Here is a 25,679-nt window from a genome sequence, read left to right on the forward strand (position 1 = left end):
GCCCGGGTCGGCCTGGAAGGCCCGGCACCTTCGATCCCGGCCCGGCCGGCTTCGACGGCCGGAGCCGCTCGCGGGTCCGCCCCTCGGTGGGGAGAGATCAGGACGGAGTCAGGCCGGTGTCAGCGGCGTAGTGAAATATGAGGGCAAAGCGCACCAAAAGCAATCAGCAGGGGGTTGGTCACGACACCAGGTCCGCTCACGGCGAAGATCCATGTGGGGAACCGGGTCGTGGCCCTTTGTCTGGGGGAAGCGATGCGGTTTCACATGCTAGGCCCGTTGGAGGCCGTCGACGGCGATCAGCGGCTCGCGTTGGGAGGCATCAAGCAACGAGCGACTCTGGCGTTCCTGCTGTTTCACGCGAACAGAGCCGTGCCCGTCAGCCAGCTGATGGAGGCGCTGTGGTCGCTCGAGCCTCCGGTGACGGCGCGGAAGATCCTGCAGAACGCGGTGTGGAGCCTGCGGGGGGCGCTCTGCTCGCGCGCCTGCGCCGATGAGTCCGTGGAGCTGCTGACCCAGCCGCCCGGATACATGCTCCGCGTGAACACCGACGAGATCGACCTCTACCTGTTCAACCGCTGGGTGTCGGAGGGGCGGGCCGAACTGGCCGCAGGCTCGGCCGCCGCGGCGGCCGTACGGCTGCGCGAGGCCCTCTCGCTGTGGCAGGGGTCCGTGCTGGCCGACCTGGTCGAGGCGGGCATCACCTGGCCCGAGATCACCTCCGCGCAGAACGCCAGGCTGGACGCGACGGAAGACTGCTTCGAGGCGGAGCTCGCCTGCGGCCGTCACCAGTCCGTGCTGGGCGCGCTGACGGCGATGGTCCGGACGGAACCTCTGCGCGAGCGCCTGTGTGGTCAGCTCATGCTGGCCCTGTACCGGTGCGGTCGCCAGGCCGACGCGCTGAACGTCTACAGCCGCGTGCGCTCCGCCCTCGTCGAGGACCTCGGGCTCGAGCCCTGCAGGGAACTGCAGGTGCTGCAGCAGGCCATCCTCGCCCAGGACGCCGGGCTGGATCTGCCCGGCACGCAACCGCAGGCGGAACCGATCACGCTGACCACGCTGGACACCTCGCCCCCGGCTCCCCCTCCACCCCCACCCGCGGTGCCGGCGGCCGAGTGCCGCCAGGTGAGCGTGCTGCTGGTCCGCGCCCAGCCCGAACTCGGTGACAGGCACCGGGTGCGCGAGGGCCTCACCGATTTGATCAAGAACGTCGTCGGCTCGATGGACGGGACCACGGTCGCCTCCATCGGATCGGTGACGCTGGCGCTGTTCGGGGCCACCGGCGACCGTGCGGTGGACGTCCGGCACGCGGTGCGCGCCGCCACGGCGATCCGCGGCGGTCTCGGCGCGGCTTCCGGTGCGGACGGCGGGAACGGCCCGTCCACGCCACGGGTCATCGTCCAGGCGGCGGTGACCACGGGGGAGGCGATCGTCCGCTACGACCCGAACGGAACCGGTGCCCTGCTCTCGGCCGACGGGCCTTTGCTGGACGAGTGCGACTCCCTGCTGTCCCTCGTCCCGCCCGGTGAGATCTGGGCGTGTGACGAGACCAGACGGGCCACCGCCGCGACGATGACCTACACGGCGGTCGGCGATTCGCCCGCGCGATGGCGGCTCGAAGCGGCGGATCCGCGCCACGTGGCGCCCGCGGCGCCCGTGACGCCCGTCGCCGATCACGAGCTCGAGCTGAGCGTCCTGCTCGGCCTGCTCGAACGGGTACGGCACCGCCGGGTGCCGCACGTCGTGACGTTGCTGGGCGAGGCCAACATCGGCAAGAGCCACCTGATCATGGAGTTCGAGCGCCGGGTCATGGGGCAGCCGGAGCGGACGCAGTTCCTGATCGGCCACGCGCCGCTTTTCGCCAGGAACAACGTGCTGGCCATCCAGGAGGCGATACTGGCGTCGGTCGACGGTCTCATGCGGAGGGATCCGGCGAGGACGGCGGGAGACAAGGCCGCCAGGGCGCTGTGGCACCTCACGGCGGGTGAGCAGAAGTCCGGCAGGCTGCTCTCCCTGCTGGGCCCGCTCGTGGCAGCGGAGGCAGCGGAGACTGAGCGGGAGCCACCCTGCGCCCTTGGCGACTCGCGGGCCGCCGCGCTGCGGTTCTTCGGGGAGATCGCCCGGAACTGCCCGCTGGTGATGATCGTGGAGGATCTGCACCGGGCCGACGACGTCGTGCTCGACTTCGTTCACGACCTCGCCGACCACATGAAGCCGGTGTCTCTGCTGGTGATCGCCACCGCTCGCCCCGACCTGTTCACCCGCCGCCCCGGGTGGGGCGGCGGCAAGCGACGATTCACCACGATCACCATGGACCCCGCCGTGGAGTCCGCCTCGCCGCGGGCGGAGGAGTTCCTGCAGTTCGCGACGCGGAACGACGCGATCGATTCGCGGAGCTGGCTGCGCGGCAGCCTGCTGCGCAGCGCGCCGTACAGCTGAATCGCGGCCCGCACCCGGGGAGGACCACCCACGCCCGGTGTCCGGGACGGCCCGGTCCCGATCGCGGTCTCCGGCGACCGGTGAGACGGTCGGCCGATTCCGAATTCGATGCTGTTGACAATCGCGACCAACCTGGCCTCCACTTACCAAGGAGCGAACCAGGTTGGAAAGGTCGGGGTCCAGGGTATAGGGGGAGTCGAATGAAGATTGCGGTGCTCGGCACGCTTTCGGCATGTGAGGCGGGGATATCCTTCATGCCGACGGCGGCAAAACCGCGCCAGGTTCTCGCCATGTTCGCCACACACGCCGATCGTGTTATTCCGGCCGCGACTCTGGTGAAAGAACTGTGGGGGGATACGCCTCCGCCGAGCTTTCAGACAACGCTGCAGACGTATATCGCCCACATCCGCAGCCATGTCAGGGCCGCGCTGTCGCAGTCCGGCCAGCTTCACCGTCGCAGCCCCAAGGATGTGCTGATCACCCGGCCCGGGGGTTATCTGCTGGCCCCCATGGGCGGGTCGGTGGACATGTGGGAGTTCGAGCGCCAGGCCTTCGCCGGCTACCGGGCCATGGACTCCGGGGATCACGCGGTGGCCTCGCGGAAGCTGCGGTCGGCGCTCGCCCTGTGGAGGGGGCCGGCGCTCGCCGACATCGGCGTCGGTTCGATCCTGCGACTGGAGATCGAGCGGCTGGAGGAGGCCAGGCTGTGCGCCCTGGTGCGGCGCATCGAGGCGGACCTGCATCTGGGCCGGCACCAGGAGGTGCTCAGCGAGCTCACCGTCCTCGTCCGGCAGTACCCGGACAACGAGAGCCTCTGCAGGCACTTCATGATCGCTTTGTACCGCTCGGGACGCTGCGGTGACGCGCTGGCGGCCTACCGCCAGCTGCGGACCACGCTCGTCCGCGAGCTCGGCATCGAGCCCTCCGCCACGGTGCGCGAGCTGCACCAGGCGATACTCGCCGGCCTGCCCGAGCTTGACGTCACGGAGGTCAAGGCCGCGAGGCCCGGACTGGCCCGCACCGGCTGACGTCGACGGCGTCCACCGGAAGGCGCGACGACACGGAAACATCCGGCCTGGCTCGCTCGCGGCTCGTCGGCGCCCCGGATCGCGTGGGAGCGCCGGCTCCCGCGAGCGTGCGCGAGCGTGCGCGAACGATGGTCACGATGTCCTCATCCCCTCCGTTGCGTCCGTCGTGGCGTGGCCACGGCGCCGGGGGCGGTGGCGGTGGCGGTGGCGGTGGCGTCCCCGAGCCGGTCACGCGCGGTGACTCCCGCCGCCCGATCTCAACGGAAGAACCTGGTGGATCGCGAGGTCACCGGCCCGAGTTGACGGGCAATGAATAGCCCGTGAATCACAAATGAGTGCCAGGTTATTGGCGGCCGATATTTTCGGAATCAGCCACACAGGTTGAACTCGGATCCAATCCATAGGAGAAGCGGAAAATGGATCTGCGATTTTCCGGAAAAACGGCGGTGGCCGGCGGAACCGGTCTCCAGGCCGCAGGCACCCCGATCGCCGAAGGTGTCACCTTCCTCGGCACCGGCCTGGAGGTCGGCCACGCGCTGAGGGAGAGCGGGTGATGAGCCGGGTGGCGGGCGGTCGCGAGCACGTCATCTCCTGGGAGGATCCCGGCATCCTCGCCCGCGAAGGGCTGTCGATGAGCGGCCTGGACTGCATGAACGCGCTGATCGAGGGGAAACTGCCGCCGCCGCCCGCGTGCTCGATGATGAACTTCCGCCTCACGGAAGTGGCGGAGGGGCACGCGATCGGCGTCATGAAACCCGCCGAGTACCACTACAACCCGTTCGGCGGTGTGCACGGAGGCGTGCTCGTCACGTTGATGGACACGGTCATGGGCTGCGCGGTCCACACGATGCTGGCGGCCGGGGTGCTCTACTCGACGCTCGAGGTCAAGAGCAACTTCGTCCGTCAGGTGAGCGTGCACTCCGGGACGCTCCGGTGCCTCGCCTCGGTCATCCACCTGGGCGGCAGGACGGCCACCGCCGAATGCAGGGTCACCGACGCCTCCGGTGACCTGTGCGCGCACGCCACGACCACCTGCCTGATTCTGCGACCGCCGAACAGCGGCAACCAACGGTGAGAAACAACCAGGGGAGTTGAATCACGATGAAGGGTCGCGCGGCGAAATCGGCCGGGCTTTTCCCCGGACAGGGCGCCTTCGACGGCAGGGCACTGCTCGCCGCCGCGGAGCGCTATCCGGCCATCGGTGCCGTCTTCACCGAGATCGACACGGTGACCGCCCCGGAGGGCGGTCGCAAACTGTCGGAGATCGTCCTCGGCAGTGAACCGGCGACCATGGCGGGGCTGCTGGCCGATGACCACTGGGTCTCGCAACTGGCGGTCTACGGCATGGACGTGGCGGTCTTCCGCGCCCTGTCCGAGCTGGGCTGGCGGCCCGACACGCTGGCCGGCCACAGCCTGGGCGAGATCGCGGCGCTGACGTGCGCGGACGTCTACACGGTCGCCGACGGCGCCCGGGTGATCTGGCAGCGGGTGCGGGCGGTGGAGAGCCTCGACCTGCGCGGGGGCTACATGGCGGCGCTGTCCGCGGACCCCGCCCGCGTGCGCCTGCTCATCGACCTCATCGCCGACGAGTCGCTGGCGGTGGCGGCGGAGAACCATCCGGCGCAGAGTGTGGTGTCCGGGTCGGAGACGGCGATGGACCTCCTCCGGCAGGTCGCCGGGTCGCTGAACGTCTCGTTCGGCAGGCTGGACTCCGCGGTGCCGTTCCACTCCCCGCTCCTGCGGGGGGCGGTCGCCCCCTTCGCCGCCGCGGTCAGGAGGATCCCGGCGCGCGCACCGAGCCTGCCGGTCTACTCGGCGATCTCCGGACGCTACTACGGGCGGGACGAGGACCTGGGCGGCGTGCTGGCCGCCCACCTCGTGGAGCCGGTGCGCTTCGCCGACGCGGTGCGCGCCCTGCACGCCGACGGGGTGCGCACGTTCGTGGAGTGCGGCGCGCTCGGCGTACTCGGCAAGCTCGTCCGCCGCAACCTCGCGGAAACGGACCCCGTCGTGGTGCCCGGGGTGGGTGACGCGGACCAGTCGATCGACAGCGCCGCCGCGCGGCTGCGCGGCCTGGGCCTGCTGGGCGCGGCTCCGATCATGCCCGGCGGACTGCTGCCCGACGCGGACCCCGAGCGGCTCAGCGCGTTCTGGGCCGAGCGGGGCGGTGCCATCCTCGACCGGATCCGCCAGGAGTTCGCCCAGTACGGCCCGGCCGAGCCCGCCCCGCGGGCGGACTCGACGGCCGACCTCGGCGACGAGCTCCGCGAGCTGTACGCCGACGCCCTCGAGTACCCGGTGGAGGTGTTCACCGACGACGTCCTTCTCGAGGCCGAGCTCGGCATCGACTCCGTCAAGCAGGTGGAGCTCCTCGCCCGGGTCTCGGAAAGGTACGGCCTGCCCGCCAGGCCGGGAAACTTCCGGCTGGACGAGGTCGCCACCATGGGCAAGGTCATCGACTACGTGCGCTCCATGCTGGACGAGCACGCCACGGCCGGGCGTTGAGCGGCCATGTCCATGGGAGAGCTGAACGGCAAGGTGGCGCTGGTCACCGGGGGCGCCAGGAACGTCGGCAAGGCCATCGTGACCGAGCTGGCCAGGCGTGGCGCGCACGTGATCGTGAACTACTTCCACGCCCGGGAGCAGGCCGAGGCGACGATGGCGGAACTGACCGCCGCCGGTTACCCGGTGGACCTGATCAGAGCCTCCGTGGCCAGACCAGAGCAGGTCGAGCGCATGTTCGCCACGATCGGGGAACGTCACGGCGGCCTCGACATCCTGGTGAACAACGCGGCCTCCGGAGCACTGCTGCCGCTCGCCGAGGTGACGGCGGAGCACCTCGACAAGGGCTGGAACACCAACGTCAAGGGGGCGCTGGAGTGCGCCCGCCACGCGCTGCCGCTGATGGAACGGAGGGGCCGCGGATCGATCGTGAACGTCTCGGCCCTTGGCGGTGCCCAGTTCGTCATGGCCAACTACTTCGCCTGCGCGCCGGCCAAGGCGGCGATGGAGGCGCTGACCCGGTATCTGGCGGCGGAGTACGCCCCGCGCAACGTCCGCGTGAACACGGCCTCGGCCGCCATGCTGGTCAGCGAGGTGGCCGACCGGTTCCCCGACGCGGCACGGATGCAGGAGGCCGTCAGGCGCGCGACGCCGATGGGCCGTCTCGGCACGCCCGAGGAGTTCGCCGAGGTCGTGGCCTTCCTGGCGGGTGAGCAGTCCCGCTGGATGACCGGCCAGGTCGTCCTGGCCGACGGCGGTCTGTCCCTCGGGACGAGCATGCTCGCCGCGCCGCCGGTGGAGCCGGTCGCGGAAGGCGAGCCGGGCGGTGCCGTGCGGGATGAGCCGGGCGGTGCCGTGCGGGATGAGCCGGGCGGTGCTGCGCAGGACGAGCCGGACGGCGTCGCCATCGTCGGCATGGGCCTGGTGGTGGCGGGCGCCAACAGCCCCGAGGAGTACTGGCGGCTCCGGCTCGACGGCGAGGAGCTGTTCGTGCCGGTGCCGGCCGACCGCTGGGCCAGCGAGGAGTTCCACTCCGACGACCTCGCGGCCGAGGACAAGTCGTACCAGGACCGCTGCGTCTTCATCACCGGCTTCCAGCCCGGCCCCGGCACTTTCGACGAGACCGGTGACGCCGAGGAGCACGAGCTCACCACGGCGTGGCTGCGTCACTCGATGGTGCAGGCGATGCGCGAGGTCACCACCCGGCCGGGCGACCGGTTCTCGTGCAGCATCGGCTACACCCCCGACGGCAACCAGCACCTGGAGGAGGCCGGAGTCCTGGCCGCGGTGGCAGCGAGGGCCGAGCGGCTGCTCGCGGGCCTGGACCTGGCGGACGCGGCGCGTGAGAGCCTGCTCGAGGAACTCGACGGCACGCTCGCCGGACGCTACCGCCGGGGCGCCGGAGCGGACCCGTCGCGCTTCCTGCCGTACCAGGTGGGGCGGCTGGCCGTGGAAGGGGTGCTCCCGCCGGAGACCAGGTTGCAGATGGTGGACACGGCCTGCTCCTCCTCCCTCTACGCGGTGGACATCGAAGCCAAGACGCTGCTCGCCGACGACGCCGACGTGGCGGTGTGCGGGGGAGCCTTCGCGCTGGGGCCTCGTGGCACCGTGCTCTTCTCCAAGCTGCAGGGCCTTTCCAAGCGGGGAGAGGTGCGCGCGCTGGACGCCGACGCGGACGGCGTCATCTTCGCCGACGGCGCCGCCGTGGTCGTGCTGAAGCGCCTCAGCCGGGCCCGCGCGGACGGCGACCGGATTCACGGGATCATCAGGACGATCGGCACTTCCTCCGACGGCAAGGGCAAGGCGGTCTACGCGCCCAACCCCGACGGCCAGGCCCTCGCCATGGAACGGGCGCGACCGGACGGCGTGGACTGGATCATCGCGCACGCGACCGGCACCCCGGCCGGGGATATGGCCGAGTTCACCACGCTGCGCGGCTATCACGGCGACAGGACCTGCGCGGTCACCTCCAACAAGTCCCTGGTCGGGCACACGGGGTGGGCGGCCGGTCTGGTGTCGGTGATCGAGGGCGCGCTGGGCATGCGCCACGAGACGATCGCGCCGCAGTTCCGCTTCACCGCGCCACCCGAGGACTTCAGGATCGAGGAGTCCGGCCTGTACATCCCCACCGAGGCGCGGCGCTGGCCCGCGCGCCCCGGCCGCAGGCGCGCGCTGGCCGTCTCCGGATTCGGGTTCGGCGGCACCAACGCCCACCTGGTCGTCGACGAGCCGCCCCCCGCCGCCGCGAGAACGGTCCCCACCCCGCGCGTGGACCGCGATCGCATCGCGATCGTGGGCTGGGCGGCGCACCTGCCTGGACTGCCGGACCGGGACGCGGTGGCGGCCTGGCTGCGCGGTGACGGCGCGGGTCCCGACGCGAGCTTCGGCGACGTCTACCCCGTGCCGGGATTCGAGAAGGTGCGCCTGCCCCCGCGCACGGTGCGGACCATCGACCGCTGCCAGCTCATGATCCTCGAATGCGGCCACCAGCTCCAGGCGCAGCTGGGCGGAGCCTGGACGGACCTGTCCGAGCGCACCGCGGTGTTCGTCGGGCATCTCGGGCCCACCCGCGCGGGCATGCTCTACGCCAACCGGTGCTATCTCGACAGCATCGACCGCACCCTGTCGGCCAACCCCCGCCTGGTCTCCTCCGCGTTGCTCCCGGCGCTGGTCGACGGCCTGCGCGAGGACATGGGCCGGCTCATCCCGCCCGCCAACGAGGACTCCTTCCCGGGCATGATGCCCAACATCGTCTCCGCGCGCGTGGCGAACTACTTCGGCTTCCACGGCCCCAACCTGATGATCGACTCCGGTCTGGCCTCCGCGCTGTCCTCCTTCGACGTCGCCTGCCGCTACCTCCGCACGGGAGACGTCGACCTGGCGCTGGTCGGCGGCATCAACGGCAACAACCTCCCGGAACTGCTGCCCCTGCTGGCCCGTGAGTTCGCGGGCGCGGGGGAGCCGGTGGCCGCGGAAGGGGCCTTCCTGTTCGCGATCACCCGTGAGCGGGTGGCGGCCGAGGCGGGCCTGCCGGTCCTCGGCTGGATCGACACCTCGACCGGCGGGTCCACCGGGGACCGGGCAGGCATCCCGGCCGGCGGGCCCACCGGGGACCGGGCAGGCGCCGCGACCGGCGGACCCGCCGAGGAACGGGCGGACATCTCGACCAGCGGGCCCATCGACGTCCGGGCAGACGCCCGCACCGACGTGGACTGTGGCGCGGGCGCGCCGGACAACGCCCGCTACCTCGGCGCCTCCGGGGGCATGGCGATCCTGCGCGCGCTGCACTCCGCCGACGCCGCCGCCGTGCGCATCGCCTGCTCCGGCGAGCCGGGGGCGCCCGCCGTCCACCTGACGCCCGCCGTACGGGACGCGGAACCCGTGCTCGCCGCCGGGTTCTCCGACCCGGAGCGGTACGCTCCCGGCGCCGCCGTCGAGGTGCGCCGGCACGTGCCGGAACTGGTGGCGGCGCCCGCGCCCGTGACAGGGGAGGGCGAGCCCTTCCTTCCCGACGGCGTCCTGGTGCTCGTCGACCGGCCGGAACTCGCCGAGAACCTCTCCCGCCTGCCCGCCGGCGCGCGCGTGGTGTCCTGCGCCCCGCTCACGGCGTCCCGGCCGGGGTGGCACCACCTCGCCGAGGTCACCGCCGAGGCCGTCGACGCCGTCCTGGGCGAGCGGATCCCCTCGCACGTGCGGGTGCTGGCCGACCTGACGGCCTCCGCGCCGCCCGCCGAATGCGTCGCCGCCGGCGCGCCCGGCCTGGAGGCGCTCCACGAGCTCACCTTCCTGGTGTTGCGCCGCTGCCCGGCGGCCTCCGTCACGACGGTGCTGCTCGGCGCGGTGCCCGGCGGCGTGCCGCACCCCTACACCGGCCTGTTCTCCGGGCTGACGAAGGTCGCCCATCTGGAGTCGCCGGACTCCGCCCGCTTCATGCTCGCCACCGGCACCCGGGACGTCCGCACGGCGGAGCGGGCGGCGGAGCGCGAGTCGGGCACGGAGCGCGCGCTGCCCGTGGTCTTCGACGTCGACGGGGAACGCCGCGTGTTCACCCTGGTCGAGCGGCCGGCCGAGGTGGGCGACGAGACCGCCGTCCGGCTCACCGAGGATTCGGTCGTCCTGGCGGTCGGCGGCGCCAGGGGGATCACCGCCGAGCTGATGAAGGCGCTCGCCGAGCGGTTCAGGCCGAGGCTCTACCTGGTGGGGAGCAACCCGATCGACAGCTACCCGCCCGAGGTGTTCGAGGCGAGCGAGGAGGAGTTCGCCGCGGGAAGGAAGGCCTACCTGCGCGCCCAGCTCGGCGCCCGCCCCGGCACGCCCGTCGGGGTGCTCAGCCGGGAGTACGACCGGATGGCCGACGCCCGGGCCGCGCGCGGCAACCTCGACGCCATGATCGAGCACTGCGGGCCGGACCGGGTGCGCTACCTGACCTGCGACGTGACCGACCCCGACGCGGTCCGCGCGGCCGTCGGCACCGTCCTGGAGGACGGCGGGCACATCGATCTGCTCGTCAACGCCGCCGGGCGCAACGGGTCGGCGCTGATGCCCGACAAGGACCTCGGCACCTTCAAGGCCGTCCGTGACCTGAAGCTGGTCTCGCACCGCAACCTCAAGCGCGCCCTCGCCGGGCGGCCGCCCGGCCTGTGGTGCAGCTTCGGCTCGCTCCTGGGCTTCTTCGGCCAGCGCGGCGAGGCCGACTACGCCTCGGGGAACGACCACCTGGCCGCCGCGGCCGCCTACGCGGCGGCAGCCGAGGGCGCCGCCGAGGTCACGCTGGCCTGGACGCTGTGGGGCGGCGTCGGCATGGGCGCCTCGCCCCTGGTGAGCGACTACTACGAGCGGCGCGGCTTCTACACGCCCATGACGGCGGCCGAGGGCGTCCACCACTTCGTCCGCGAGCTGCACACCGGCACGCCGGAGGCGCACGTCGTCTATCTGGGCGAGGCGGAGCGGCGCACGGTCGGGGAGTTCTACCCCGCGTTCTTCGCCGCGCCGGAGGCCCCCTCTCCCTTCTACCTGCGCCGGCTCGTGGCGCGGGAGAGCGACGCGGTGACCTACGAGTGCCGGTTCGACCTGTCGGGCGACGGCTATCTGCGGCACCACGCCGTTCACGGGCACCCCACCCTGCCCGGCACGTTCATCACCGAGATCGCCGCGGAGGCCGCGCGGTCCCTGCGGCCCGGCCTGCGGGTCATCGGCTTCACCGACCTGCGCTTCGAGAGGTTCCTGCGGATCTTCGAGAACGTGGACCCTGTCCCCAAACGGATCCACGCCCGTGTCGCGCACGCGACCGGGGACCTCGTCACGGTCGACGTGCGGCTGGTCACCGACGTCGTCGCCCCCGGCGGGGTCGTCCTGAGCACCGGCAGCGTCCACTTCAGCGCGCGCGTCCTGCTGGCGGCGACCTTCGGCGTGACGCCGCGGATCACCCCGTGGGCACCCGACGCCGCGGAGGTGGCCGTTCCCGACCCGTACCACGTCCAGAACGCTCCCGTCCTGCTCACCGGGCCGTTCGTCACCACCGCCGGCACCCGGCTGCACCCCAGGGGCAAGCGCGCCAGGTTCGCGCCGTCCCTCCGGCGGGACGACCCGGTGTGGTCTCGCTTCGCGATGCCGAGCCTGCTCCTGGACGGCATGGCCCGCATGGGCGTGCTGAACCTGATCGGCGGGCACCTGGTGCCGGTGGCCGCCCCCCTGTCCATCCGCCGCATCGACCTCTACCAGGAGGCCAACGACCTGTCGCTGGCCGGCTCGGGGCCGATCGAGCTCTACGCGACGCCGGCCGGGTTCGCCCTGGAGACGGACGGCCCGGTGGAGAACCGCTTCGTGGCCGCCAGACCCGACGGGAGGGTGGTGGCACAGATCAAGGACATCACCGCCACCGTCCTCGGCTACCTGAGCGTGGACACCGGAGAGTTCCACACCCCCGACTCGGCCCTCGCGGCCATTGCAGGAGATGGACGATGACCGCACCTCCCGCGCCAGGGCCGGAAGGTCGCCACCTGATGGGCGCGCTCAGCAGCTTCAAGCGCGACTCGCTGAGCCTGATCACCGAACTGCAGGGGTACGGGGGCATCGCCCGCGTGCGGCTCGGCCCGTACCTGGTCCACCAGCTGACCGGGCCGGAGTTCATCAAGCACGTCCTGCAGGACAACACGGACAACTACCGGCGTGGCCGCTTCTACCAGGGCTTCAACCTCTTCATGGGCCGCGGCATGCTGACCACGGACGGCGCCGAGTGGAGGGCGCGCCGCGATATCAGCCAGCCGTTCTTCCAGCGGGCCTGGCTGCACGGCGCGTCGGGCGTGATCACCTCGTGCGCGGAGGAGCTGATCGCCCGCTGGGAGGGGCCGGCCGAGCGCGGGGAGGAGATCGAACTCGTCGACGAGATGATGTGGCTGGCGATGGGCGTGCTCAGCCGGATGCTCTTCGGCGTCGACCTGCGTGACAGGTACGCCGAGCTGGCGCCGGCGGTCCGCTTCTCGCTCAAGGCCATGATCCTCACCGGTGAGGTCAGCCAGATGCTGCCGCGGTGGGTGCCGACGAGGTACCGCCGTGACCTGAGGCGCCACCAGGCCGTGCTCAACGGGGTGATGGACGACGTGATCGCCCTGCACCGCGCAGGCGGCGGCGATCCGGACGACCTGGTCAGCGCGCTGCTCAAGGCCACCGACGCGGAGACGGGACGGTCGTGGCCGGACCGGCAGATCAGGGCCGAGCTCAAGACCCTGTTCATGGCCGGTCACGAGACGACGGGCTGCGCCCTGGCGTGGACCCTCTACTCCGTCGCCCAGCACGCCGACGTGCGCCGCAAGCTCGAGGCCGAGCTCGACTCGGTGCTCGGAGACCGGGCGCCGACGCCCGGCGACCTACCCGACCTGCCGTACCTGCGCCAGGTGGTCGACGAGTCGCTGCGGCTGCACCCGCCGATCTGGGTGTTCCCGCGCGACGTGGTCGAGGACGACGTCATCGGCGGTCACCACATCCCCGCGGGGACGACCCTGCTCATCCCGCCCTACGCCGCCCATCGCGACCCCGGTGCCTGGGAGAGCCCCGAGGCGTTCGACCCCGAGCGGTTCTGCCCGGCCGGCCGCGGCCCGGCCAGGTACACCTACCTTCCCTTCGGGGGCGGGGCGCGGCGCTGCGTCGGCTACTACATGGCGCTGCTGGAGATCCAGTTCACCGTCGCGATGCTCGTCCGCCGCTATCACCTGAGCCTCGTCCCCGCCCAGCAGGTGACGCCGGTCGGCCTGGTGTCCCTGAGACCGGCGCGCGGCATCCGCGTGCGGCTCGTCAAGAGGGGTGCGTGAGGCTCGTGACGCGGACCACACCCGTCCACCGCTACGTCTGGGAACCGGCCCCCGCCCCGCCGCTTCCGCCGTGCGGGCCGCGGCACCTGGCGGGCCGCCGGATCGCGGTCATCGGCGGCCTGGACGGCACGGCCGAGCGGGTCACGGCCGAGCTCGCCGGGTTCGGCGCGATCCCCTGGCAGCCGGGCGACCCCGGCGTGCCGGACGCCGTCGTGGACCTGACGCTGGCCGACCCGTTCGTCCCCACCGACGCGGCGAGCTGGGAGAAACCGCTCACCCGCACGCTGGCGGTGCTCCGGCACTGCTACGACGACTGGGCCGGGGAGAGCGACAGCCGCCGCCTGGGCTATCTGGCCGTGACTTACCAGGGCGGTCACATGGGGTACGGCGAGACGGCCGCCCACCAGCCGCTGGGCGGGATCTGGGCGGGCCTGGCCAAGACACTCCACCGGGAGATCCCCAACGTCAACGCGCGGGTCGTCGACGTCGCCGACCCGAAGCAGCCCGACCTTCCGGACATCGTGGCCCGGGAACTGTACCGGTGGGGGCTCTGCGAGGTCGGCTACGTCGACGGCGTACGCCACACGCTCGCGCCGCGCGTTCGCGAGGCGCCGCCCGCCACCACGGCACCGGGCCCGCGGGACGTCGTCCTGGTCTGCGGAGGCGGGGTCGGCATCGGCTACGCGCTGGCCACCGAGCTCGCCAGGCGGCACGGCTGCGAGGTCGTGGTCACCGGGCGCCGCGCCGCGCCCGAGGGAACGGAGGAGTGGCTGCGCCTCGATCCCGCGGGATTCGACGACCACCGTCACGACCTGATGCGCCGGGCCGCGCGCGACGGCACGCTCCGCGAGACCAGGAGGCGGCTGCACCGGCTGGCCCGGCTGCGGGAGCTGGCGCGTAACCTGCGGGCGGCCGCCGAGGAGGGGCTGCGCGTCAGGTACGAGGCCTGCGACCTCGGCGACCCCGCCGCGGTGTCCGCCCTGGTGGACTCGCTGGGCCCGCGGCTGACGGGCGTGGTGTACATCGCGGGCGTGGACCGCCCCGCCAGGCTGCCCGCCAAGACCGACAGGGACTTCCTCGCGGGCGTCTCGGTGAAGATCACCGGGTTCCTCCGCGTGTTCGACGCCGTCCGCGACCGTGACCTCGCCTTCTTCTGCAACGCCGGATCCCTCACGGGCCGGCTGGGCGGCATGGTGGGCGAGCTGGACTACGCGGCGGGCAACGAGGCGCTGGCGCGCCTGGGCCTGTGGGCCCGGCGGGCCGGTGGGTTCCGGGTGCTCACCACGTGCTGGCCCCTGTGGCAGCAACTGAGCGCCTCGACGAACGTGGACGCCGCGCTGCGGTACATGACGGCGCTGGATCCCGCCCAGGGACTGGATCTGTGGTGCCGCGAGCTGCTGTCCTCCTCCGGCGAGGTGACGTTCCTGGGGCGGCTCGGCAGGGAGCTGCGCCCCGTCCAGGCCGGCCAGTTCATGATCGAGCAACCGCTCCCCGGGTTCGACCTCGCCTACGCGAGGATCTTCCATCTTGGGCGGCCGACCGGCTACCGCCCGCCCGCGCGGCTGGTCGCGCGGCTGCGGCTGGACGGTGACGCGGTGCCCGCCCTCGGCGACTTCCTCGTCGACGGCAGGCCGGCGCTCCCGGTGAGCCTGCTGATGGAGAACGCGCTGCGCTCGGCGGAGTGGACGGTGCCCGAGCAGGGACCGGTGCTCGTCCCGTGCGAGCTGCGCGACGTCCGGATCGACCTGTCGGGTCTGGCGGCGGACGGCGGCGAGCTGGTCCTGGACCGGGAGTGCGCCGGTGCGGAGACCGAGGGCCGCTGGAGCACCTCGGTGGTCTTCCGCAGGCCGGGCGACGGCGCGGTGGTGGCGCGGATGCTCGTGGGATACGACCCGGCGGGGTACGACGCGCGGAGCGTGCCCTCCGTGCCCGTGACCGGCCACGCGACGGCCGCGACGGCCGCGACGGCGGGGCCCGTGGAGGGCGGGCACCCGCGGGGCCTGGACTGGCGGGGCGTGCTCATCGCGGCGGGCGGGTGGCGGCGCGATCGCGACGGCACGCTGAGCGCGGAGGTACCGCCCTGCCCGCCGGCCGACCTGTGGATCGCCGACCTGGTGCCGGGGAACAGGCTGCCCGTCGCCGCGGTGGAGAACATCGTCCGGGCCGTCGTGACGGGCCCGGGGCGGCGGTTGCGGATCGGCCGCGTCGCCCTGCACGCCGACGCCTCGTCGGCCGGCCTCGTCGTCGGCCTGCCCGGCGGGCGGGAGTGGCACGCCGTCGACAGTGGCACGGCGCGGGTGGTTCTGACACTGCGCGAACCGGAACTCGGCGCCTGACGGGGAGAGAGGGCACGATCCCGATGAAGATCACGATGGCGGACATCTACCGCCAGGAGCACATAGACGACCCGTATCCGCTGTACCGGCGGGTGCGCGAGGTCGATCCGGTCTACTGGGACGACGAGATGGGCGACGACGGGGCCTGGATGGTCACCGGTTACGCCGCCGCCCAGACCGCGCTCATGGACCACCGACTGTCGGCCAGGCGGCCGCACTGGGGCCGGGACCGGCTCCCCGCCGACCCGGAGCTCGCCTCGGCGCAGCGCGCGATCGACCAGCAGATCGTCGTCAGCGACGCGCCGGAGCACACCCGGCTGCGGCAGCACCTCACCCGGCCCTTCCTGCGGCGCCGCGTCGACGAGATGCGCGAGGACGTGGTCAGGCTCACCCACTACCTGCTGAAGGCGGCCGTGGCCGGTGAGTCGGGCGAGCTGGACGCGATGGACCGCTTCGCCTTCGCGCTCCCGGCCGTCAGCCTCGCCGGCGTGCTGGGCATCCCCGCCTTCGACGAGCGTTACCTGTCCTGGATGCTGAGCCTGGGGCTGCTCATCGACGACGGGCCGCTGAGCCGTACGCACCACGACAAACTGCTCGGTGGGGTCGTCGAATACCTCCGCTTCTTCGCCGGGCACGTCGCGGAACGGCCGGGGAAGGGAGCGGCGGGCAGGCGCCAGGACCTGCTGCAGACCCTGGCCGACCACTACACGGACGGCGGATTCGCCGACGCGGAGGAGCTGAACGGCAACCTCGCCTTCCTGCTCACCGCCGGCCAGATCAGCACGGCGCACCAGATCGGCAACACCCTGCTCCACCTGCTGCGCGACCCCGACGTGTACGACCGGCTGCGGGCGGATCCCGGCGCGGTGCCCGCGGCCACCGCCGAGTTCATGCGCTACGACGCCTCCATCCAGCTCACCAAGCGGCGGGTGCGCGAACCCTTCGAGCTCGGCGGCCACGAGATGGGCCCGGGGCAGGAGGTCTACGTCTGGATCGGGGCGGCCCATCGCGATCCGGCGCAGTTCGCCGACCCCGACCGGCTGGATCTGGACCGGACGGGGGTCAGGCACATCGCCTTCGGTCACGGCGCCCACTACTGCCTCGGGGCACGCCTGGGGCAGCTCGTCCACGACGTGGCCGTCCAGGCGTTCATCGAGCGCGTTCCCGCGCCCCGGCTGCGGACCGACAAGATCGAACGGTCGGTCATGCCGACCTTCCGCGGGCCGTACAAGCTTCCTGTCGGTTTCGGCCGGTAGGCGCCTGCCTCAACCGCTCACCAGAAGGAGGACCCGGTATGTGTGGCATAACCGGATGGGTGGATTTCGACCGTGACCTCACGAGGGAACGAGACCTGCTGCGCGCGATGACCGAGACCATGGCCTGCCGGGGGCCGGACGACGCGGGCGTGTGGGCCGACACCCACGCGGGCATCGGGCACCGCCGGCTCGCGGTCATCGACATCGAGGGCGGCGCCCAGCCCATGAAGGCCGAGCGGGACGGCCGTGCGGTGGCCGTCCTGACCTACTCGGGCGAGGTATACAACTACCGCGAGCTGCGCGAGGAACTGAGGGCCAGGGGACACCGCTTCCACACGGCGAGCGACACCGAGGTGGTGCTCGCCGCCTACCTGGAGTGGGGTGAGAACTGCGCCGACCACCTCAACGGCATGTTCGCCTTCGGCGTGTGGGACGCGGAGCGTCAGGAACTCGTGCTCGTCCGCGACCGCCTGGGGATCAAGCCGCTGTACTACCACCCCACCCCGGCGGGCGTGCTCTTCGGCTCGGAACCCAAAGCCCTGCTGGCCAACCCGCTCGTGCGGCGCGGCATGGACATCGACGGGCTGCGCGAGGTGCTGACCTTCACCAGGATTCCCGGCCGGACGGTCTACCAGGGCATGCTCGAGGTGCTCCCCGGCCAGGTGGTCAAGGTCGGCAGGAACGGCCTGACCTCCAGGCGCTACTGGAGGCTGGAGGCACGCCCGCACACCGACGACCTCCAGACCACCGTGGAGACCGTGCGAGGGCTGCTGGAGGACATCGTCGAGCGCCAGCTCGTCTCCGACGTCCCGCTGTGCGTCCTGCTGTCGGGCGGTCTGGACTCCAGCGTGCTGACCGCCCTGGCGGCCGGGAAGCTCGCCGCCCGGGGGGAGCTCGTGCGCTCCTTCGCGGTCGACTTCGTCGGCCAGGGGGAGGGCTTCACGGCGGACGACATGCGCGGCACGCTCGACGCGCCGTTCGTGGCCGAGGTCGCCCGCCACGTCGGCTCCGAGCACACCGACATCGAGCTGGACGCCGCGCGGCTCGCCGACCCGTCGGTACGGCGGGCCGTGCTGAACTCGCGCGACGTGCCGATCGGCCTGAGCGACATGGACGCCTCGCTGTACCTGCTGTTCAAGGCGATCAGCGCGCACTCCACGGTCGCGATCTCCGGGGAGTCGGCCGACGAGCTGTTCGGCGGATACATCTGGTTCCACGACCCGAACGTGATCAACGCCCCCATCTTCCCGTGGGCCGCGTACGGGTCCATGGACCACACCGCGCTGTTCGACCTCGGGCTGCTCCAGAAGCTCGACCTGCAGAACTACCTCGCGGATCGCTACCACGAGGCCCTCGCCGAGGTGCCCCGCCTGGAGGGCGAGACCGGCCTGGAGCGCCGGATGCGCGAGATCAGCCACCTTCACCTCTCCCGCTTCCTCCAGCTCATGCTGGACCGCAAGGACCGCACCAGCATGGCCTGCGGCCTGGAGGTGCGCGTCCCGTTCTGCGACCATCGCCTCGTCGAGTACGTCTTCAACGTCCCCTGGGCGATGAAGACGCACGACGGACGGGAGAAGAGCCTGCTGCGGGCCGCCACCGCGGACCTGCTGCCGAGGTCGGTCCTCGACCGCCGCAAGAGCCCGTACCCCTCCACCCAGAACCCCGCCTACGACCAGGCCGCCAACGAGGAGCTGGGCCGGGTGCTCGCCGACCCGGACTCGCCGCTGTATCCCCTGCTCGACAAGGAGAAGGCGCGGCTCAGGGCGGACGGCAAGGGCCCCGGCGGGCGCATGGAGCGCAACCTGCTGGACAACACGCTGCAGATGAACACCTGGCTCGACTCCTACGGCGTCACCCTGGACGTGTAGGCTGGCGGACCCGATGCCGGCGGGCCGGGCGGCGTCCGTGAACGGCCGCCCCCGACGGGTTCCCGGCCCTCGCCGGGTGCGCGTGCCGTACGGGGAGCGCCCCGCCGGACGGGAATCGCCCGGGGCGTCCGGTGCCTTCGTACCGGCGAATCGCGAGCGAGGTCAGATCAAACCGGCGAGGGCCGTGAAAGACGGGGAAACCCAATCACCCCGGCCGTGGACCGATCGTTAGGGAGGTAGGGGGGATTTTCGTGAACGAGCACGCCGAAACCCCTGATCCGTTGCCCGTGGCGAGAATGCGCCGGCTCGGGACGGGCCTGGGATTCGCCGGAGCCCCACGCGCCGGCACCCAGCTCGGCCCAGGTTTTTCCAGGCCGAGGCCGAGTTTCTCGGAAATGCTCGTCGCCGGCCTCTCCCGGTGACGGAGGGTGGCCCTTCATCCGTATCCAGAAATCCTTTGCCGATGCCGGAAACAGGGAAAGGAAAATATGAGCAAGTGATTTCCGGTGGCAAGTGATCGTCTCCGGAACCGGCATTTTCGTCGATATTTAGAAATGCCTTCCAGGGGCCTGCTCTTACGGGATGTCAGGTCGCGAGTAAGTTTTGGCCGGTAGGGTGGCGCGTGTGCTCATCTCGTCGGGTGGGCGGGTGATGACACGGGCCCGGTAAACGTGAGCAGGCGTCGGAGATCGCGGTATCCGTCCAGCTCACGCCGATTTACCTGGAGCGGGGCTGGAGGAATGGTCATCGATCGAAGTCTCGGCGTGCAATCCAGAGCCGTGGTGACTACCGTCTTCACTGCAAGGAACGACGAAGAATCCTTCGTGCCGACCGGCACGAAAACCAACGGGGAACGTCCGAACTCTTTCAGAGAGTGGCAAGAGATGCAGTTTCGCATTTTAGGCCCGGTAGAGATCTGTGACGACAAACGACATCGCCGCTTCGTCCCGCCAGGGCGGAAGCAGCGCGCATTGCTGGCGACGCTGGTCATCAGGGCGGGACACGTTCTGCCGGTGGACCGCCTCATCAACGAACTGTGGGGCGCGAACCCGCCGGCCACCGCGGTCAACTCGCTCCAGGCGACGATCGCCCGGCTCCGCCGCCTCATGGACGTGCCGAAGACGGGGGACGGCACCGACTGGGTGATCCTCACCCAGGATTCCGGATACGTGATGCGGCCGGGGCGGCAGGCCACCGACGTGGACCGGTTCACCGAGCTCGCCGACGAAGGCAGGGCCATCGTCGCGATGAACCCCGGCCGTGCCGTCGCCCTGCTGCGCCAGTCGCTGGCCCTGTGGCGCGGTCCCGCGCTCGAGGACGCCATCTGCGGCGACATCTGTGCCACCTTCGCGATCCAGCTCGAAGAGAAGCGGCTGGCCGTACTGGAGGCCCTGTACGACGCGGGCCTGCGCACCGCCCGGCACGCCGAGATCATCGGTGAGCTGGAGGCGCTCGTCGGCGAGCACCCCTTCCGCGAGCGGTTCCACGACCTGCTGATGGTCGCGCTGTACCGCAGCGGCAGGCAGCCGGAGGCGCTGGCGGTCTACGAGAGGCTGCGCGCGCGACTGTCGCGTGAGCTCGGCCTGGAGCCCAGCCCGGCCCTGCAGCAGCGGGTGCAGGAGGTGCTGAACCGGACGGCGGAACTCAACGGTGCCGCGCGCACCGGCCGGCGAACGACGCCGGACGGCGTCCCGGAGACGGACCTGATCGTTTCCGGGCTCTTCCGGGAGGTCGGACACCTCCGGCACCGGCTGGAGCTGCTCACCCGCGAGTACAACGCGCTCCACGACCGGTTCGACGCCCTGGTCGCGCCGCTCGCCAGGCCCAAGGCGGTGGGAGAGTGAAAGCCCTGCCCAGGCCGCGCGGCTACAAGTGGCTCGACCGGCACATCGACCGGCTGGACCCGAAGACCGACTACCACGAGATCGTGCGGCTGACGGCGGTCTTCCGGCTCAATGAGTTCCTGCTCAACATCGGGTACGTGGTCAACTTCATGGACGTGACCATGCCGACCCACGGCGGTGACGCGCTCATCTTCGGCGGCAAGGTCGTCCACCAGCCGCAGCGGCGCTTCGAGGACAGCGCGTACTTCCTGTGGACGTGGTACCTGTACCCGCCGGACAGCGAGCCGGTGAAACGGTCGATGGACCTGCTCAACCGGATCCACGGGGCGGTCGCGAAAGGGATACCGGGCGCGTTCGCCCACAACGAGGACTACGTGCAAGGCCTGTGCCTGCTGGCCGTCCTGCCCCATCGCCTGCAGCAGCTGTGCGGGCTGCCCGGATACCCCGAGCACGTTCAGGTCGCCTACCACAACTGGGCCCGGGCCCTGTCCGAGCACGTCACCGTCGAGGGCGGCGCGGCGGTCAGGGACTTTCCCGAGGACTTCTACCAGATGGTGAACTTCGCCGACGAGTACGACGCCCGCCAGTGGCCCAGAACCAGGAACGGCCACACGGCGAGCGACGCCTTCATCCGGCAGTTCTGCGAACGCTGGTTCCCCCGCCCCCTGCGGGGCGTGGGCCGCACCCTCATGCTCACCGTCATCCCCGAGAACATGCGCAGGGTGCAGCAGCTGGAGGACCCCCACCCGCTGGGGCAGCTGCTGGTCAAACTCGGGATGCGCGCCATGTTCACCCTCCAGGGGCTGATGCCCGATCCCCGGACCCCCGTCTACCGCCGCAAGGTCAGCAGGTCCGACAGCCCGAGCATGCGGCAGCTCAAGGAGACGGGGGAGCTGCCCAGCGGACCGCCGAAGCGGCGGCCGGCGGCGACGGGAGGTTCCTAACGCCCGGAACAGGCGTCCACCCGCGGTCGGCGGGCGAGCCCTCCGCCCCCTCCGGTGCCGTACGGACCGCCGGAGGGGATCGACCGCGGTCGAGGCGGGCCCGCACCCCGTCCCGGGATCCTCAGCCGGAGCCCTTGGCCCGGGCCTGGCGGTAGCGGGCGGGGGAGACGCCGAACTCGGTGACGAACGACTGTCGAAGGCTCTCGGTGGAGCCGAACCCGCAGCGGGTCGCGATGTCCGCCACCGAGAGCGACGACGAGACGAGGAGCCGCTCGGCCGCCTGCGTGCGCGCGTGCCTGATGAAGCGACCGGGCGTCTTGCCCAGGTGCTCCAGGCTGAGCCGGGTCAGGTGACGCTCACTCACGTTCAGCTGGGCGGCCAGCGTCGCGGGGCTCAGATCACCGTCGAGGTTGCTGACGATGTGGTCGACCACCTGCCGGATCAGCGGATGCTCCGGTGGCGGCGCGCCCACGAACATGCTGATCTGCGCCTGGTCGCCCGGCCGCTGCAGGTAGGTCACCAGGGCACGCGCCACGATGCGGGCCAGGCGAGGGCCGTGGTCCTCCTCGACGAAGGCGAGCGTCAGATCCAGGGCGCTGGTGACGCCGGCCGCGGTCGACACGCGCCCCTCGCGGATGTAGAGCGGTCCCGGGTCGACGGTGACGTTGGGGTGGTGGGCGGCGAGCGTTCCCGCGTACCTCCAGTGCGTGGTGGCGCGCCGCCCGTCCAGCAGCCCGGCGGCGGCCAGCAGGGTCGCGCCCGTGCACACCGACGCCACCCGGCGGCTGACCGCGGCCAGCCGGCGTATGTGTGCCAGGAGCACGGGATTGCCCGCGGCGGCCTCGTGGCCGACCCCGCCGGAGACGACCAGGGTGTCGAGCGGGCCGGTGACGCGTTCGAGGGCTTCCTGGCTCTCCAGCGTCAAACCCGAGTCGCAGGGCAACGACCTGCCGCCCGAGGTGGCAAGGCGTATCCGGTAGGGGGGAGCCGCCCCCAGCTGGTTGGCCATGTGGAGCGGCGTGGTCACCGAGGCGATGTCCAGCAACTCCGACTGCGGATACCCGATCACGACGGTCAACCGCTCATCCATGGTGCCCATCCCGTCGGAGAGCCGACACGGATCCCAAGCTTACCGGCCGGGCCGCGACCGGCCATGGTCCGCACGACCGGCCCGCGCTCGCCGGCCTCACCGGCCTTTCGGGCATGTCGTCTTGGTCGCCTACCGGTGCCGGCGGGTCACTGCTTCGTCAGGCCGCCGACGCTGAGCACGAAGTTCCCGCCGCGTTCGTCGACGCCGGCCATGACCGACGCCTGGTGCCCGCCGTCGCTCGCGATTGTCCAGAACGTGAGCGTGGTGGTCCCCAGCGCGGTCCGGCAGGTCTGGACGGCCGGTTCGAGCCTGGCCGTGTTCCCGCGCGCGGTCAGCGTCCAGTCGCATCTGTTCCCGGTCTGAGCCATCACGAGGTTCCTGCGGCCGCCGCGGGCGAACGTGACGAGACCCTGCTGCGCTGTCCGAACGGTCCGGACCTGGCCGTCCGGGTCGGTGTACCGGGTGGTGAGAAAGTTCACGCGGGGCTGCGGGTCGGACGCGTCGTAGCGCCATGTTCCCGCAAAGACCCTGCGCGCCTGAGCCCAGGCGTCCCCCGTCACCTTGGTGCGGGCGCCCTTGTCGAGGCGGAACCCGTAGTCGCCGTCCGGCTGGTGGCTGACGGCCTCGACGGTTGGCGCCAGACGCGACGGCAGGTGCCGGCGCCGGGTCGTGACAGGCGTGTCGAGCATGGGGATGCCTCCTGTGTGGGTATGCGCTGAAATGGTGGCGAGAGCCACCGCGAGGGACGGCGGGCAGCGTCCGGCGCCCGTTGCGATCAGCCGCAAATCAGGACTTTACGGACGAGCTGCATCCCGCTCATCAGCGCTGCGTCTCATCTTCCGGGTACTCCGCGTGCCGTAGAGGGGCCGGATCCTCGTCCCGGCGCCGTACGGGCGAGATCCCTCCCCGCAGGACGAGTAAGAGATCGATTTCTCGGTAGGTTCACGCCGTTGCGAGCGTCACGGGGTGATGCTCGTCGAGCACTACCGGGGAGACACCGAGGCGATGTTCGAAGGTTTCGAGGCAGGACCGATCGAGGTCGAGGACGCGTCCATCTTCGTCCGCCGCGGCGGGGAGGGGCCGCCGGTGCTGTTGCTGCACGGTCATCCCCGCACCTCCGCGACATGGCATCGCGTCGCGCCGCGGCTGGTCGAGCGCGGCTTCACGGTCGTCTGCCCCGACCTGCGGGGATACGGCCGCTCGCGCGGCCCGGCGCCCACCGCCGACCACTCCGGGCACTCCAAGCGCGCCGTCGCGAACGACATGGTGGCGGTGATGCGCTCCTTGGGGCACACCCGGTTCGCTCTCGCCGGACACGACCGGGGAGGCGCCGTGGCGTTCCGCCTCGCCCTGGATCATCCCGACGCGGTGTCCCGGGTGGCGTTCGTCGACTGCCTGCCCATCAGTGAGCACCTGTCCCGCATCACCGCGAAGTTCGCGACGCAGTGGTGGCACTGGTTCTTCTTCGCGCAGCCGGACGTCCCGGAACGCGTCATCAACGCCGACCCCGGCAGCTGGTACCGCGGCGACCCGGAGAGCATGGGCCGGGAGAACCACGACGAGTTCCGCGCGGCCACCGGGAATCCCGACGTGGTGCGGGCCATGCTGGAGGACTACCGGGCCGGTCTCACCGTCGACCTGCGCCACGAGGAGGCCGACCGGGCCGCCGGCGTGCGGCTGCGGTGCCCCGTGCTGGCCCTGTGGTCCCTGCGCGACGACCTCGAAGATCTGTACGGCGACCCGCTGAGAATCTGGCGGAACTGGGCCGGCGACCTGCGTGGCCACGGGATCGACTCCGGCCACCACGTGGCCGAGGAGGCCCCGGACGCGCTCGCCGCGGCCCTGGGCGACTTCTTCGGCGGCTGATCCGAAGCGGCTGATCCGAAACGGGACAGGCCGGCCGCTCGCCCGAGGCGACAGCGTCATCCCGCCTCCTGAATGTACAGGAATTCCTGAATTCAGGATTCTGTGTACCCTGAGGACATGCTGACGATTGCTTCCGAGATCGAGGTGCTCGCACGGTTCGGCAGGGCGCTGGCCGACCCGATCCGCTGCCGGATCCTGCTCGCGTTGCGCGAGGCTCCGGCCCACCCCGCCGACCTGGCGGAGCGGCTGGGCGTCTCCCGCACCCGGCTGTCCAACCACCTGGCCTGCCTGCGCGACTGCGGCCTGGTGGTCGCCGTGCCGGTCGGCCGCCGCACCCGTTACGAGCTGGCCGACGTGCGGCTCGGGCACGCGCTGGACGACCTGCGCACCGCGGTGGTCGCCGTCGCCGCCGACGGCACCTGCCCGGACGCGAGCGAGAAGGGCTGCTGCTGATGGTCACCGCCGCGCTCGGCCCCGGCCCGGCCCGTCGCGCCCTGCTGACCCGGCGGATCCGGCTGCTGGTGGCCGCGACCATCACCTACAACGTGATCGAGGCGGTCGTGGCCATCACGGCCGGGACCGTCGCCTCCTCGGCCGCGCTGATCGGGTTCGGGCTGGACTCCGTCGTCGAGGTCGCCTCGGCCGCCGCGGTCGCCTGGCAGTTCAGCGCCGCCGACCCCGAGCGGCGGGAGAGGAGCGCGCTGCGCGTGATCGCGGTCTCCTTCTTCGCGCTGGCCGCCTACGTCGGCTTCGACGCCGTACGCGCCCTGCTCGGCGAAGGCGAAGCCGAGCACTCCACCCCCGGTCTCGTCCTCGCCGCCCTGTCGCTGCTGATCATGCCGTTCCTGTCCTACACGCAGCGGCGCGCGGGCCGCGAGCTCGGCTCCGCCTCCGCGGTGGCCGACTCCAAGCAGACCCTGCTGTGCACCTACCTGTCGGCGGTGCTGCTGGTCGGCCTGGTGCTCAACAGCGCCTTCGGCTGGTCCTGGGCCGACCCGATCGCCGCCCTGGCCATCGCCGCGGTGGCGGTCAGGGAAGGCCGCCAGGCCTGGCGCGGCGACGCCTGCTGCACCCCCGCCCCGCCGGCCGCCGGCCCCTCAGGCCTCACTGCCTCCACCGGCCCCACCGGCCCGGCCGCGAAAGCCTGCCCTGACGGCTGCTGTCCCGCACCGCGGGAGTAGCGCGCCGCCGGCGAGGTGACC

The 25,679-nt window shown here is 71.7% G+C and carries 17 protein-coding genes and 1 pseudogene; 16 read left to right on the plus strand and 2 right to left on the minus strand.

Annotated features, from left to right (window positions below; all coding sequences use genetic code 11):
• The first annotated feature begins 276 nt into the window (after nucleotides 1–276).
• The 13 genes and pseudogenes from ACTOQ2_RS36320 to ACTOQ2_RS36380 all read left to right on the plus strand — a co-directional run bounded on the left by ACTOQ2_RS36320 (nucleotide 277) and on the right by ACTOQ2_RS36380 (nucleotide 21,521).
• Complete coding sequence (locus tag ACTOQ2_RS36320) at nucleotides 277–2,436, plus strand: BTAD domain-containing putative transcriptional regulator (RefSeq protein ID WP_440105388.1); 2,160 nt, start codon at nucleotides 277–279, stop codon at nucleotides 2,434–2,436.
• 254 nt (nucleotides 2,437–2,690) lie between these two features.
• Nucleotides 2,691–2,852, plus strand: a pseudogene (locus tag ACTOQ2_RS36325) (AfsR/SARP family transcriptional regulator); the annotation flags it as partial.
• Between the two features lie 54 nt (nucleotides 2,853–2,906).
• Nucleotides 2,907–3,464: an AfsR/SARP family transcriptional regulator gene (locus tag ACTOQ2_RS36330; protein ID WP_440070052.1), complete on the plus strand. Its 558-nt coding sequence runs from the start codon at nucleotides 2,907–2,909 to the stop codon at nucleotides 3,462–3,464.
• Between the two features lie 416 nt (nucleotides 3,465–3,880).
• Complete coding sequence (locus tag ACTOQ2_RS36335; protein ID WP_440105390.1) at nucleotides 3,881–4,018, plus strand: hypothetical protein; 138 nt, start codon at nucleotides 3,881–3,883, stop codon at nucleotides 4,016–4,018.
• Complete coding sequence (locus ACTOQ2_RS36340) at nucleotides 4,018–4,539, plus strand: PaaI family thioesterase (protein ID WP_440105392.1); 522 nt, start codon at nucleotides 4,018–4,020, stop codon at nucleotides 4,537–4,539. Before ACTOQ2_RS36335 ends, ACTOQ2_RS36340 begins: the two co-directional genes overlap by 1 nt.
• A 26-nt stretch (nucleotides 4,540–4,565) precedes the next feature.
• On the plus strand, nucleotides 4,566–5,969 hold the full coding sequence (locus ACTOQ2_RS36345; RefSeq protein ID WP_440105394.1) for an acyltransferase domain-containing protein: 1,404 nt from the start codon (nucleotides 4,566–4,568) through the stop codon (nucleotides 5,967–5,969).
• Nucleotides 5,970–5,975: 6 nt separating this feature from the next.
• Entirely contained in the window at nucleotides 5,976–11,930 is a 5,955-nt protein-coding gene (locus tag ACTOQ2_RS36350; RefSeq protein WP_440105396.1) for an SDR family oxidoreductase, read from the plus strand.
• Nucleotides 11,927–13,273, plus strand: a complete 1,347-nt coding sequence (locus tag ACTOQ2_RS36355; protein ID WP_440105398.1) for a cytochrome P450 — start codon at nucleotides 11,927–11,929, stop codon at nucleotides 13,271–13,273. The genes ACTOQ2_RS36350 and ACTOQ2_RS36355 overlap by 4 nt, the downstream gene beginning before the upstream one ends.
• On the plus strand, nucleotides 13,270–15,609 hold the full coding sequence (locus tag ACTOQ2_RS36360) for a KR domain-containing protein (RefSeq protein ID WP_440105400.1): 2,340 nt from the start codon (nucleotides 13,270–13,272) through the stop codon (nucleotides 15,607–15,609). Before ACTOQ2_RS36355 ends, ACTOQ2_RS36360 begins: the two co-directional genes overlap by 4 nt.
• Nucleotides 15,610–15,632: 23 nt before the next feature.
• Nucleotides 15,633–16,865 carry a cytochrome P450 gene (locus ACTOQ2_RS36365; protein WP_440105402.1) on the plus strand — a complete coding sequence of 411 codons (1,233 nt, stop codon included), beginning with the start codon at nucleotides 15,633–15,635 and terminating at the stop codon, nucleotides 16,863–16,865.
• Nucleotides 16,866–16,903: 38 nt separating this feature from the next.
• Nucleotides 16,904–18,733, plus strand: a complete 1,830-nt coding sequence (gene asnB, locus ACTOQ2_RS36370) for an asparagine synthase (glutamine-hydrolyzing) (protein ID WP_440105404.1) — start codon at nucleotides 16,904–16,906, stop codon at nucleotides 18,731–18,733.
• A gap of 884 nt (nucleotides 18,734–19,617) precedes the next feature.
• Nucleotides 19,618–20,577, plus strand: coding sequence for an AfsR/SARP family transcriptional regulator (locus ACTOQ2_RS36375; protein WP_440105406.1), 960 nt, complete (start codon nucleotides 19,618–19,620; stop codon nucleotides 20,575–20,577).
• Entirely contained in the window at nucleotides 20,574–21,521 is a 948-nt protein-coding gene (locus ACTOQ2_RS36380) for a hypothetical protein (protein ID WP_440105408.1), read from the plus strand. The genes ACTOQ2_RS36375 and ACTOQ2_RS36380 overlap by 4 nt, the downstream gene beginning before the upstream one ends.
• Nucleotides 21,522–21,642: 121 nt before the next feature.
• On the opposite strand, the gene ACTOQ2_RS36385 is transcribed toward ACTOQ2_RS36380, so the two are convergent.
• Nucleotides 21,643–22,611: a GlxA family transcriptional regulator gene (locus ACTOQ2_RS36385; protein ID WP_440105410.1), complete on the minus strand. Its 969-nt coding sequence runs from the start codon at nucleotides 22,609–22,611 to the stop codon at nucleotides 21,643–21,645.
• A 146-nt stretch (nucleotides 22,612–22,757) separates the two neighbouring features.
• Nucleotides 22,758–23,300, minus strand: a complete 543-nt coding sequence (locus ACTOQ2_RS36390) for a hypothetical protein (RefSeq protein WP_440105412.1) — start codon at nucleotides 23,298–23,300, stop codon at nucleotides 22,758–22,760.
• A gap of 280 nt (nucleotides 23,301–23,580) precedes the next feature.
• On the opposite strand from ACTOQ2_RS36390, the gene ACTOQ2_RS36395 reads away from it, so the two are divergent.
• From ACTOQ2_RS36395 to ACTOQ2_RS36405, 3 genes are all read left to right on the plus strand, one after another.
• Nucleotides 23,581–24,477 carry an alpha/beta fold hydrolase gene (locus tag ACTOQ2_RS36395; protein ID WP_440105430.1) on the plus strand — a complete coding sequence of 299 codons (897 nt, stop codon included), beginning with the start codon at nucleotides 23,581–23,583 and terminating at the stop codon, nucleotides 24,475–24,477.
• A 117-nt stretch (nucleotides 24,478–24,594) separates the two neighbouring features.
• On the plus strand, nucleotides 24,595–24,930 hold the full coding sequence (locus ACTOQ2_RS36400) for an ArsR/SmtB family transcription factor (RefSeq protein WP_362675777.1): 336 nt from the start codon (nucleotides 24,595–24,597) through the stop codon (nucleotides 24,928–24,930).
• Complete coding sequence (locus ACTOQ2_RS36405; protein WP_440105414.1) at nucleotides 24,930–25,658, plus strand: cation transporter; 729 nt, start codon at nucleotides 24,930–24,932, stop codon at nucleotides 25,656–25,658. Before ACTOQ2_RS36400 ends, ACTOQ2_RS36405 begins: the two co-directional genes overlap by 1 nt.
• Nucleotides 25,659–25,679: the final 21 nt, after the last annotated feature.

The sequence above is a fragment of the Streptosporangium sp. H16 genome (genome assembly GCF_051918855.1).
Taxonomy (GTDB): Bacteria; Actinomycetota; Actinomycetes; order Streptosporangiales; family Streptosporangiaceae; genus Streptosporangium.